Raw genomic sequence first — 14,351 nt, forward strand, 5'->3', positions numbered from 1 at the left:
ACCCTTGGTATTTTCTAATAGGGGGAACAAGCATGCAGAAGATTAAACAGGTTACGACCTATATATTGGTATTTCTGTTCATGATGACACCTCTGCCTGAAGGGTTCGGGGGAAAGGTCTATGCCGCTAGCCGAAACATTATCGTTACGGTGGCGGGTACGGGGGCGATGGGCTTCTCGGGAGACGGGGGAGCCGCGACGTCGACCGGCATTTACAATCCTTACGGAGTAGCTATTGATAGCACCGGGACTGTGTATATTGCGGATTCGCAAAATTATCGGATTCGGAAAATAGATGCGTCTTCGGGCATCATCACTACGGTCGCGGGCACTGGGTTTCCCGGCTTTTCGGGGGATGGAGGATTGGCAACGGCTGCCCAATTGGGCATCCCTTATGGAATAGCATTTGACAGCTCCGATAATCTGTACATAGCGGATATGTCTAATAGCAGAATTCGGAAAGTGGACAAGCTGACAGGGAACATCAGCACGGTGGCGGGCAATGGATCTGCAGGCTTTTCGGGCGACGGAGGATCGGCGACGTCGGCACAATTGTCTCAACCGTTAGGAGTGGCAATTGACGGCATCGGGAATCTGTATATCGCGGACTCGGCTAACAATTGTGTTCGAAAAGTAGACACCTCGGGCACGATCACCACGGTAGCGGGCAACGGTGACCCCGCCAGTTGGGGTTGGGGAGACGGAGTAAGTGACGGAGGGTTGGCGACGGCAGGCGAATTGTACTACCCGTCGGGAGTGGCAATTGACGGCGACGGGAATCTGTATATCGCGGACGCGGGCAACAATCGCATTCGGAAAGTGGACAAGGCGACAGGGTACATCAGCACGGTGGCGGGCAAAGGGTCAACCGGCTATTCGGGTGACGGAGGATTGGCGACGGCAGCCCAATTGAATGTCCCAAGGGGAATCGCTATTGATAACATCGGTAATTTGTTTATAGCAGATAGGGGTAACCACAGCATTCGGAAAGTGGATATGTCAACAGGGAAAATCAGCACGGTGGCGGGCAATGGGTCAGCCGGCTTTTCGGGAGACTTAGGATCGGCGACGTCTGCCCAGTTGAACTACCCTTATGCAATCGCAATCGGCAGTAACGGGAATCTGTATATCGCGGATTCGAATAACCAAAGGATACGAAGAGTAGGCCCATCCAACGATGCAAGCTTGAGCGGCTTGACGTTATCGAACGGGAGTATAAGTCCGGCATTTAATCCAGCTACGACAAGTTATACGGCAAGCGTGCCGAACGCCGTGAGCAGCATCACGGTAACGCCGACAGTAAGAGACAGTTACGCAACGGTTACCGTTAATGGCACGCCCGTGACGAGCGGATCGGCATCGAGTGCCATAAACCTGAGCGTGGGGGACACCATTACACTCGTGGTGACGGCAGAGGATGGAACGGTGAAAACGTATACCCTGACACGAGCGATAAGCAGCAACGCGAGCTTGAGCGGTTTGGCGTTGTCGAACGGCAGCTTAAGCCCGACGTTTGCGTCGGGCACGACGAGCTACGTGGCAAGTGTGGCGAACAGCGTAAGCAGCATTACGGTAACGCCGACGGTAAGCGACAGCACCGCGACAGTGGTGGTTAATGGAACGACTGTGACGAGCGGTTCGGCATCGGGAACGATCAGCCTGAGCGTTGGGGCGGGGGGCAATCCGATTACGATCGCGGTGACGGCGCAGGATGGCACGACGAAGACGTACACGGTGACGGCGACGCGAGCCTCACCAACTGGCAGTGGCGGCAGTGGCAGCGACATCATCAGCACGGTGGCGGGCAATGGGTCTGGGGGCTATTCGGGAGACGGAGGAGCAGCGACGTCGGCTCAATTGAGAGTCCCTTGGGCAGTAGCTATTGACAGCAGCGGGAATCTGTATATAGCGGATGCGGCTAATCATCGGATTCGAAAAGTAGATAAATCGACGGGGAACATCAGCACGGTGGCGGGCAACGGGTCATTTGGCTATTCGGGAGACGGAGGATTGGCGACGTCTGCCCAATTGAATGGCCCGAGAGGAGTAGCCATTGACAGTGACGGGAATCTGTATATTGCGGATACGGGTAATCATCGAATTCGGAAAGTAGATCCGTCGGGCATCGTAAGCACGTTGGTGGGCAATGGGGTCGCCGGCTATTCGGGAGATGGGGGAGCGGCGACGTCTGCCCAAGTGAGTATGCCATACAGAGTAGCTACTGACAGCGTGGGTGATCTGTATATCGTAGATGCGAATAACTTCAGAATTCGGAAAGTGGATAAATTGACGGGGAACATCAGCACGTTGGTAGGAAATGGGGTCAGAGGCTCTGGAGGAGACGGGGGAGCGGCGACGTCCGCTCAAGTGGATTTCCCGTACGGGTTAGCTTTTGACAGCTTGGGGAATTTGTATATTGCTGATAATCGTGGCGCCAGAATCCGAAAAGTAGATAAATTAACGGGAAACATCAACACAGTGGCGGGCACGGGGGTTAGTGGCTATTCGGGAGACGAGGGAGCGGCGACTTTGGCCCAATTGTACTCTCCATCTGGATTAGCTTTTGATGGCAGCGATAATATGTATATAGCGGAGGGGAGTAATCCTCTAATTCGGAAAGTAGATCAATCGACAGGCATCATCAGCACGGTGGCGGGAAATGGGTCAAATGGCTATTCGGGAGATGGGGGAGCGGCGACGTCGGCCGAATTGTACGGTCCATCTGGATTAGCTATTGACAGCAGTGGAAATCTAATCATAGCGGATACGAATAATAATGTGATTCGAAAAGTGGGTCAATCCCACGATGCGAACTTGAACAGCTTATCGTTATCGAGCGGCAGCTTAAGCCCGGCGTTTGTATCAGGCACGATAGGCTACACGGCCAACGTGGCGAACAGCGTGAGCAGCATTACGGTAACGCCGGCAGTGAGTGACAGTACCGCGAAGGTGAAGGTCAACGGCGTTCCCGTGACGAACGGCTCGACATCGGGAGCGATCAACCTGGCTGTCGGGAGCAATGCCCCGATTACGGTATTGGTGACGGCGGAGGATGGCACGACAACGAAGACGTATACCGTGACGGTGACGCGAGCTTCGAACAGCAATGCGAATTTGAGCGACTTGACGCTGTCGAGCGGCAGCTTAAGCCCGGTATTTGCATCGGGTACGATAAGCTACACGTCCAGCGTGGCGAACAGCGTGAGCAGCATAACGGTAACGCCAACAGTGAGCGATAGCACCGCCACGGTGAAGGTTAACGGCACGGTCGTATCGAGCGGATCGGCATCGGGAGCGATCAGCCTGAGCGTGGGGAGCAACACGATATCGGTCGTAGCGACGGCGCAGGACGGTACGACGACAAAGACGTACACCGTGACGGTCACGCGAGCGCCGTACAGCAACGCGAGCTTGAACAACTTGACGCTGTCGAGCGGCAGCTTAAGCCCGGCGTTTGCGTCGGGCACAGCGAGCTACACGGCAAGCGTGGCGAATAGCGTGAGCAGCATCGCAGTAACGCCGATAGTTAGCGACAGCACCGCCACGATGAAGGTTAACGGCACGGTCGTGACGAGCGGATCGGCATCTGGTGCGATCAGCCTGAACGTGGGGAGCAACTCGATTACGATTGAGGTGATGGCACAGGACGGCACGACGACGAAGACATACACTGTGACGGTTACGAGAGCCTCGGCAACTGTCAGCGGCGGCAGTAGCAGCGACAGCAGAAGTCACAATGCGAACTTGAACAGTTTGACGTTGTCGAGCGGCAGCTTAAGTTCGATATTTACGTCGGGCACGACAAGTTACACGGCCAGCGTGCCGAACGGCGTGAGCAGTATCACGGTAACGCCAACGGTAAGCGACAGCACCGCGACGGTAAAAGTTAACGGCATACCCGTGCCGAGCGGCGTTGCATCTGGAGCGATTAGCCTGAGCGTGGGGGACAACCCGATTACGATTACAGTGACGGCACAGGACGGCACGACGACACAAATGTATACTGTGACGGTTACGAGAGCAAACGATAAGGCTACGCCACCGCCTGCATCCGATGGACCTATTCTCAATGATAAAATCACGAATGTTCAGAAGGTCAAGGAAGCGGATCAAGCTGCTCTTAACCGGACTGCACTAAAGCCGTTTTTGGATGTCCCGGCTGACCATTGGAGTTCCGAAGCGATTCAAGTCGCTCGGCAATTGGGTATAATCCAAGGAAGACCTGACGGAAACTTTCACGGAAGCGATAATATTACTCGCGCCGAGTTTGTCGCGATGGTGGCGAATGCTTTATATTTTGACACGACTAGCTATTCGGGCACGATGTTCTCCGATACGAAAGATCACTGGGCTGGATCGGCAATTGACGCTTTGACAGCCGCTGGCGTTATTCAAGGTATGGGCGACGGGTCATTCAAGCCTGACCGGCAAATTACTCGCGGGGAAATTTCAGCAATCCTGGCACGGTTGATCGTTTTCGGTCAGACTACCGGCAACACCTATTTCTCGGACACGAGCGACAGTTGGGCGCGTCAATCTATCGACCAGATGGCCGAAGCGGATATTGTTATAGGTGCGGGAGACGGCATGTTTTATCCGAAAGCCTATTCGACTCGCGAGCAGGCGGTAGCGATGATTCTTAGAATGCTGACCGTATGCCGCAACATCGATCTTAAGCTGATAGACGTTTCCAGATAGCTTGTCATCTCACGGCGCAGACTCTCTCATTAGAGAGCTGCGCCTGCAAATTTATTAATTTGTAATATGTTTTGAACTAGAAACTCTGCTTTTAATGTGGTCGGGGCATATTGTACGATTTTTCACACAAAATATGTTTGGACAGCACCGGATTTTCGGATTTTGTACGATGAATCATACAAATTGGCTGAGTTTGACCGACGAAGATTGAGTTTTATACGATTTATCGCACAAAGTGAAGTATATCGGTGATTCAAAGCCTGATTTTATATGAAGTAATTGTACAAAAAGGTTTGGTTGGCCTACCGAAGCTAAGCTCCATACAATATTTCAATTAGAGTGGCGAAGCACGCCCCGATGATCCTGCACCGTGCAGGTTATTCGGGGCTTTTGTTTACGATACAGATTTATAAGTCTCTTGCTTATCATTGTCTGTATCGTCTCCGCAAATCGTCTCCAGCGTCTAAGAACGCCAAAGACGTCGTTGATTGCAGTATAGCAAATGATAGGCATGAGTAGCGGCAATTTTGGATCCCTGCCAATGCGGTGGACCTTTAGAAAACTGCTTAGGAGGTTTTCACTGCTTATGCTAGTTGCACTTCGTGCTTTTATTTACTCATTTGTTCGCAAGAGGAAATACGACTTTTTCCGACATCGTGAGCGTTTATATTCGCGTCTATAACTTTCTATAGATGTGCTTTTGTCGCATCTTATATAAAATTGGCCTAGTTCTATCAAGAGGAGGACAACATGAATAGATTGCGAGCGTACATGAGAACAAGAATCGCTACGAAGCTAGTATCGACGTTCCTATCGATTGCACTTTTATTTACGATTCTACCGCTCACCGCATCGGCGGAAACCGCTGTTGCCGCGGCTGAAATTTCGATCGGAACGGTTGCGCCGCTCAACGGTGCGAGCATAGCCAACGGAACGATCGAGTTCGGCGGCGGAACGGTAACGGATGTAAAATGGTCCACGGACGGAACCAACTATGCTGCAGCCAGCGGAACTTTTGCGCAAAGTAAGATCTATCATACTCGTTATGTGTTCACGGCGGATTTGAACCATGTATTCGATGCTGCCGCAGGAGCGTATCAAAAGGGCGGGGCGCAAGACTTGTCGAGCAGGATCGCCAATCTGGGTTCGGGGACGTTCACGGCGACCGTAAGTCAGGCGTTCACGTTAAACGATACGTTAACCGTCGTGGTTACGTGGCCGAATGCAACGATTGAGCCCTCAGACATCTCAATTGGTACGATTGCTCCGGTGAAAGGTGCAGCGATTGCAGATGGCGCAAATACGTTCAATCATGCCTCTACAGTCATCACCTGGTCTGCTACCGGCGGATCCTTCAGTCCGGCGAGCGGTACGTTTGCACCCAGCACGAATTATTACACGAAATATGTGATTACGGCTGACGCAGGGTACGCATTTGACAATACGAGTCGAATCTACCAGGACGGTTCGAAATCCCTGGCGAGCCGGATTGTCAATCTGGGTACGGGCTTTTTGGCTGGGGCGCTCGTCAATACGACAGTGCGCGCTAATGACACCTTGACCCTTGTCGTGATGTGGGGATCGACCGCAAACGCAACGGGACAGGCCATCATCGATGCTGCCGACATCCTGATCGGAACCGCCGCACCGGCGCCATTCGCCGTCGTGGCGGATGGAACGAACATATTCACACGCGGAGCGATCGATTATGTGGAGTGGTATACGTCAAATTACTCCAAGGCGCTTTCGGTAGGCGATCCATTCGTCTCCGGAACGACATATCGAACAGGATATGAACTCCTCGCGGCGAATGGTTATGCCTTCGACACGCCAAGCGCGTACAGAAAAGGCGGAGCAAGAGACTTATCAAGCCGGATTGCGAACCTAGGCACGGGTACGTTCAACGTCACCAGTCCTGACGGAGTTGATTTGTACATCGACGTGATCTGGCCGCAGACGGGAATTATCGTGCCAAGCGATATCTCGGTCGGTACGTTAGCGCCGGTTGCGGAAGCATCCATGACGAACGGAGCAAATACGTTCAGTCACGCATCGCCTACGATCAAGTGGTCCGCCGACAACGGGACGAGTTACAATGCGGCAAGCGGGACCTATGCATACGAAACGACTTATAAGACGCAATACGTGCTCGCAGCGGCCGCCGGCTATTCTTTCGACCCCGCAGCTGGAGTATACGGAGCAAGCGGCGCGAAGGCGTTGACGAGTCGCATCGCCAATCTTGGTTCGGGCTCCTATACCGCGGTCGTATCCGGTGCATCGAATGACAAGTTAACGATGGAAATCACTTGGCCGAAGACGGCCGCAGTGCCGCAAACGACTGTTGCAGCGGCGGGGTTGTCGATCGGAACGGCTGCTCCGGTATCCGGGCAAAGTATAATGAACGGCACGAATACATTACCGCATACAAGCGCAAGCGTGACGTGGTCGAATGACAATGGCGCCACTTATGCTGCGGCGGGCGGTACGTTCGCGCCCGGAAAAGCTTATAGGTCGAAGTACGTATTGACCGCGGATACGGGATATATTTTCGATTCGACGGCTGGTGCATACAACGGAATTGCGATTGCAAATTTGGGCACCGGAACGTTTGCGGCTCAAGTATCGACGACGAGTACGGCTAACGACACCTTGACGATTACGGTGACTTGGCCGGCAACAGCCACCGCAACGATCGCCGTTGCCGATCTTGGTATCGGGACGCTTGCCCCAGTGGCCGGCCAGAACATGGCGGATGGGGCGAACGCATTCGCTCATGCGACCGCTAACGTCACATGGTCAAGCGATGGCGGTGCGAATTATGTAGCGGCTGGCGGCCTTCTTGCGCCGAATACGGTCTATAAGACGAAGTATGTGTTGACTTCGGCAAGCGGCTATCGATTCGATCAGGCGGCTGATGCCTATAACTCCGTTGCGATTGCGAACCTTGGCGCGGGCTCCTTCAGCGCCGACGTGTCTTCGGCGGATGCGGCGAACGACACGTTGACGATCGTGGTGACATGGCCGGCGACGGGCGCGGCAACTATCTCGTCTTCGGATCTGACGATCGGAACTGTCGCTCCGGTAACGGGCGCGGTGCAGGCGAACGGAACGAATGCGTTTACGCATGCAACCGCGGTCGTTACTTGGTCGGGAGATGGCGGAACGACTTATGCGACTGCTAGCGGCATATTCGCCGCGATTACGAGCTATAAGTCGAAATACGTACTTTCAGCTTCGGCTGGCTACGCGTTCGATTCGACTGCTGGCGTATACGGGAAGAACGGAGCTAGAGATCTCGCAGGTCGCATCGCGAATCTGGGCACGGGCACGTTCGCCGCGACGGTATCGACGGCAAGCTCGTCCAACGATACGCTGACGGTAATTGTCACGTGGCCGGTTACGGCACCCGTAAACATCGTGCCGTCGGACATCTCGATCGGAACGGCGGCTCCGCTGACGGGATCCGCGCAGACGAACGGAAGCAATGTTTTCAATCATGCGACCGCGAGCATCGGATGGTCATCCGATAACGGAAGCTCTTATAATCCTGCAGGCGGGATATTCGCGATCGGGACGAGCTATAAGACCAAGTACGTGCTTACCGCCGTATCCGGATATCAATTCAACGCGACAGCGGGAGCGTACAATGCGATCAGCATTGCCAACCTAGGCACGGGAACATTCACGGTACAAGTGTCGACGACAAGCTTGCCTAACGATACATTGACGATTATCGTCGCTTGGCCGGCAACGGCGATTACCGATACGGTTAAGATCAGCTTGAACAATACGGTCGACTTCCAAGCTTATTCAGGCAACACTCTCATTCCTTCACTGGGTTTATCCGTCGCCGCGGAGGACGATTACAGCATTACGCTGGTGAACAATTCTATCGATACGGCGGATCCATCCGCACCGCTTACGGCAGCCATGGTGAAGAGTATCCGCGTCTTAGACAATCAAGGCAACAATATGCTTAAAAGCATACAAGCGGTTTCGAGCGGCGTTGCCCAGAATCATCCGTGGAGCTTGAAGCTTACAATCAACAAGAACTCGTTGTCGGCCGTCAGAACGATTACGGTGACGGTAGATACCGCCACCGCTCTACGAATCGATATCCGCAATTTGGTAGGTTTTACGAGTCCGACGATCGAATATGCGATTCAGCCGAATTCAAGAAACGCGTACCCCTATGAATACGGTAACTACTTTTACTTCCTTCCAGGCGACGAATTATTGATGAAGACTTCGTCTCTTGGGCTGATTCCGGCGGGCGTACAGCTCGTGGGTAAACAAACTTCCAAAACGACGCCTGTGAAGAATACCTTGTTTAATACGACTAGCTATCAGTTCCGCTATACCTTCACGATGCCGAACGAACCTGCCTTCTTAACAGTGACATCGACGGATGGCCGAGCTGCTCATAACATCGTGGTGCGAGCAACGATCCCGGGCGTCGTATTGCCGACGTTGTCTGGAGGTGTCACACTCGTGCAGGCGACGGCGAGGGCATCAGCGACGGATCATTCGGGCGACATCATTACTGTTAATCCAGGCAGCTATGATCATCGGATATACAAGGTTACCGGGATCGAAGTGCGATCCGAGCTGTTAAATGTCGTATTACCGATGACGGATAATGGAAATGGCACTTATTCGTTTGCGATGCCGTTCACAGATGCGATCGTCACGGTTCTCGTCGAGCGGATCGTTTCGAATCCTATCGAAGCAGAAGTTAAGAATAACAGCGGCGCGCAAGCGACTCAGGATCTCGAAGCTTATTATGCGGGCGATACGATCAATTTACAGATCGTGAACACGGATCCGACGAAATTTGTATCCAGCATTCAGATCTGGCGAGTGTTCGAGAACACGAGCACGCTCATCAAGCAGGGAAGAGCGACTGATCCCTATGCTTCAAGGATCGATTTTAGCATCAAGCCCTATACCTCAACGGCTCCATTAGTGGCCGGCGCGACGCTCAAAGCGGTCGTCAATTTCGATAATATTTCGATTCCCGTTTTCACGAGTAGCTCCGCACAATTCTCGAATTATTCGGTCAAGGTCAATGTTAATGAAGCAATTACGTTCACCTTTGCACCGCCGAACGACCCGAGCAAGATCTACAAGCCGCAAGTGATGTATCGCGATTCGGTTAATCCGAGCATCAAGACCGTATATCCGTGTATCTTCGTGAGGACCGACGCGCAAGACCAGACGAAGAGCGTCTATACGTGCCCGGCCGTCACGAAGAGCTCCACCCAGTCCGTCGAATTGATATTCGATTCGATGAATGTAGAATTAATTCCCGGTGCAGTCAAAATCAAAACAATGGCATCCATCGCGCCGAATTCCAAGCTGGCGGGCGTATTCAATTCCATTGTCGTATACGGTACGAATATGGACGGCCGCGGAGAGGTGTTCCTCGGCACTTCGCCTAATCCGACAACGCCGGCAACCGTGTCCGGAACGACATCCGCTTCGCTGGTCGTCAGCGTACCTGCTAGCATGCGATCCAACAGTACGGATGTCACTTACTATGTCTCTATCAATGGCGTACAGCGATCGGTCACGATCGCAACCGCTCAGAATTTGAGTCATACCAAGTTCGGGAATATGGCGATTGTATCCGACAAGCAATTCAATCATTCCGTCATCGTTGCGGAAAGCGAGAAGGAATTGACGCAACAACTCGGGGATCGCAAGCCGATCGTTATGATGAAGGGCAGTTTCACGGCAAGCGCGACCGTGACGGGCGAATATCAATTTAGCGGAACGACGATCATCAACGGCGGGCTGACGAGTTATTTGCCAACCGGACAGAGCAAGCTTCGGGTTCGCGACGATGCCGACGGCAGTGTCAAGATCACGATGGACAAAGTTAACCTGGTCGCAGGCACGTTCAGTCTCCTGTCGGCATCCGATGGTTCGATCGAGCTTGAGAAGGGCATCGAGTACGTGAGCGAGTATGCGAAAGACTCGGATGGGGATTTACTGGACCCTGACAAGCAGAATGTCGAGGTCGCATTCGAGAATCGGAACCAATTGACAGTCCTAGGCAGCGGAATGACGGCTAAAATTACCGGAGCTACGCTGACAGGCAATGCGATTATGTTCGATGGCAAAGTGTACTTTGGAATGGCACTGCCGGGTAGCGGCAACGTGGGAATCGGTCTCAATATCGACCGGCTTCAATACGGGGTCGACGGTCAAGGAAGCTTGAACTTCCAAGGGGTTAAGGCGGATGGTTCCTTTACAACCGGTAACGATATGTCCAAAAAGCTGCTCGGCGGCTTCGGATTGAGCGCAACGGCCGAAGGTTCGATCGATACGTTCGAGAACAAGTACTCCGTAGCCTTTGACATGGACGCGAAGCTGGCGAATTTCGCGGCGGAAATGAGCCTAAAGAAGAACGGCGCGAACGGTCAGTTTATTCCGGACACGATCAAGATCGTCGTCGGATTAAGCGACGGCATTCCGGTTACGCCCGCGCTGCCTATCGCGAAGTTAACAAGAGTCGGCGGCGGGGTCTCGGGTCTAGCGGACACGATCACCGGCAATTATAAGGGCGTCGCCCCCATCTTGATTCTGATCAATGGCGATCTTGAAGTCGGGAGTTTGCTTCCCGGCAAAGGTCTGCTCGAATTCTCTGACGTACAGCTGGCGATCGGGCCTTCCCAGATCAGCCTGTCCGGGAAGCCGAAGCTGCTTAAGATGGAAATCTTCGACAAGTTCCAAGCAGGGATCTACTTGACCAATACGTCTGTATCGTATCAAATGGAAGTCGCCGCCAATATTCTGAAGAATTTCTCGGTTATTCTGGCAGGCGGCAATGCCAACCTCACGTATTCCAGAGGCGGTAGCTTTAATTTGAACGGGCAACTTCGTGGTCGCCTGCAAGTGCCGGAATTCGACATAGGGCTGTTCTCCATCGGTCCGTATACGTTGCTCAACAGCGATGTTGGCCTTAGTAATACGAACGCCTATGCGACGTTCAGCGTGATCGGTCTCGGGTTCAAGGTGAACTATGCGTTCGGAAGTGGCTCTGTCAGCGTAGGGAGACGGAGCCTGAGTTCAATGCAGACAGAGCAGGCGGGGCAAACCGTGTTCGACGAGAACGGTAGTGCGGTCGGGCAGATAAACTCTTTCTCCAACGTGAAGTTGGTCGCTTCGAGCGACGCGCCTAGTCGTCAATTCAGGTCGTTTGCGCTTACGCCGACAATATCGACGAATGGCTCGGGCAAGGTTCATACGGTGACGTTCCCGGCGGGATTGACGGATGACTATGCCGTACTCGTATCCGCCGATCCTGATGATATTAGCATCTTGGACCCCGATGGCAACCCGTATGGCTTGACGTATCCCGTAACATTGAATGACGGAACGCCTTTCTATAATGATCCGAATGCAAATGCCGCGGTCGTGTCCGATAACACGATTATGATTCGCTTGGGCGCACAAACCGGCGATTGGACAATTTCGTCCAGTCAGCCTTTTGACAGTTCGGTTATTGCCGTTACGCCGGTTCCGAAGATCGTCGGTACAACATATAACGCAGTCGCCCGTTCGGCAAGCTGGGATCTGACAGGTCTCGATACCGCGACGGAAGATTATCGGGTTGAAGTTCGTTTGTCGACGGACAACGGCGATGATCCGACCGATACTAGCGCAGGAGTGCTAATCCATACGGTCGATATCGATGCCTTGCAAGTGACGGACAGAGCCGTTAGCGGCAGCTACGTTTTTACGGCGGAAGACTTAAGCTACTTGCAAAGCGGTCAGTATTACCCGAGGGTGACGCTGATCGGAACGCCGAAGAGCGACGCGTCAAGGACGATTCCGTATGCGAGCATGAACGCGAAGCAAGTTATGAACGTCGTCAACCCGCTTGCACCCGACTCGGTAAGCGCGGTATTGGTATCGGCGGGCGGCGGCGGCACGATCCATGCAACCTGGAGCGCCGTCTCCAATGCGGACGGTTATCTGGTTCGCTTGTACGATGCCGATGGCAACGCGGTCATGTCGCCTCTGAAGTATACGGATGAAGTCGACAGCGACGGCAATCCGACGGGTAACCGAATTGCGCATGCGGGCAGACCGATCGAGTATCAAATCTCGGCCGACGATGCGGTGGGCGGCACATTCAATCTTGATTTCGGCGGCATGGAGCCGGGCAACAGCTACAAGCTGGCGGTGACGCCATATGCAAGCGTCGACCCCGCTGCCTCCAATGCGTCTTTTATCTATGGTGCTTCCACGGTTTCAACCGTTGTAGACGTGCCGCTGGTTAAGACGCCAGTCATTCATGTCGCATCGAATTCGGGCGCGATCGCGAGCGATTTGTTGATGGGTAACGTGCTTACTGTGAACGGCGGCTTCAAGCTGGATGTCGCGACCACTTACGTAAGCGCCGAGGACGGACAATCCCAGAACCTGAACGCGAAGTTCACGGTTTGGCAAAGCGACGGGACGATAAATGAAGTCACGAATATACCGAACGTTTATCGGATTTATACCAGTGGCGATTATGAAAATCAGATTTCGGTGCCGATCTCTTTAGACGGAGATATAGGTTCAAGCTTAATACGGATCGTGGCTGAGAATGATCAGGGCGACGTATCGGAGTACGGACTGGCCGTACGTTACAACCGTCTTCCGCCGGCTTTGTTCGTCGAAACAGGGCCGGATGGCAAGATTGTGACCGATTCTGAGGGTCGCTATCAGATTCAAGGGAGTACGGTGCCGAATGCGACCGTGTTGGACAGTCGGGGAAGTCGCACGACGGCTGACGATGCGGGCAAGTTTAGCATGAGCGGTACGTTGGATGCGGACACGGAAGCTTATCTCACCCTAACGGCGATCGATTATGTAGGCAACTTTGCCCAAGACGACGTCACGGTTATTAAGGGCGACGCGCCAGCTAACCCGGGAACGGGAACGGGAGCGGGTCCAGGAGGCACGCCTGGAGGGCAGACGGGCGGCGGACAAGCGGGTACCGGACAAACCGACGGCTCGACGGACAATGGAAATCCGCCTAAGTCCACTTTCAAGGATGTGCATGCAGAAGTACCTTGGGCTGAAGCGGCCATTGAAAAAGCTTACAAGATGGGCATTGTTGCCGGCCGGACACCGGAAGTATTCGCTCCGAACAGCCATACGCGAAGAGAGGAAGCGATCGCGATGCTTGTAAGAGCCCGGAAATTCACTATTGGCAATCAGTCTGATCTGGACGCAGCGGCGGCGTACTTCGCCGATTGGAACGAACTGGCCGAATGGAGCAGGCCTTACATTGCCGCCGCATACGCGAACGGCTTAGTAACCGGGTCAGCGCATAATGGCAAGCATTATGTCAAAGGCAGTTCATTCGTTACGCGTGCAGAAGTTGCGGTGTTGTTCCAGAATGCTTATCGGATGAATGCGGATGCGGGTAACCGCAAGTCATTCGAGGATCAGATTCCGTCATGGGCGGCGGACAGCGTGGAAGTGTTGTCGTCCAATGGCGTGATCAAAGGTTACCCGAATGCAACGTTCATGCCCGGATCTAACGCGACGCGAGCAGAGATCGTGGTTATGTTAATGCGCTTGATCGAACGGGAGTAATTTTTTACGTATTATGGCGCTATGGAATTACGAAGAAGGGCAATTCGCTTGCTT

General features: G+C 53.5%; 2 protein-coding genes. Both read left to right on the plus strand.

Annotation, left to right across the window (positions count from 1 at the left end; translation table 11 throughout):
* Nucleotides 1-32: 32 nt before the first annotated feature.
* Nucleotides 33-4,697, plus strand: coding sequence for a cadherin-like beta sandwich domain-containing protein (locus D7Z26_RS11610; protein ID WP_120977042.1), 4,665 nt, complete (start codon nt 33-35; stop codon nt 4,695-4,697).
* Between the two features lie 750 nt (nt 4,698-5,447).
* On the plus strand, nt 5,448-14,297 hold the full coding sequence (locus D7Z26_RS11615; protein ID WP_120977044.1) for an S-layer homology domain-containing protein: 8,850 nt from the start codon (nt 5,448-5,450) through the stop codon (nt 14,295-14,297).
* The last annotated feature ends 54 nt before the right edge of the window (nt 14,298-14,351 follow it).

It is taken from the genome of Cohnella endophytica, from assembly GCF_003628305.1.
In the GTDB taxonomy this organism is placed as follows: Bacteria; Bacillota; Bacilli; order Paenibacillales; family Paenibacillaceae; genus Cohnella; species Cohnella endophytica.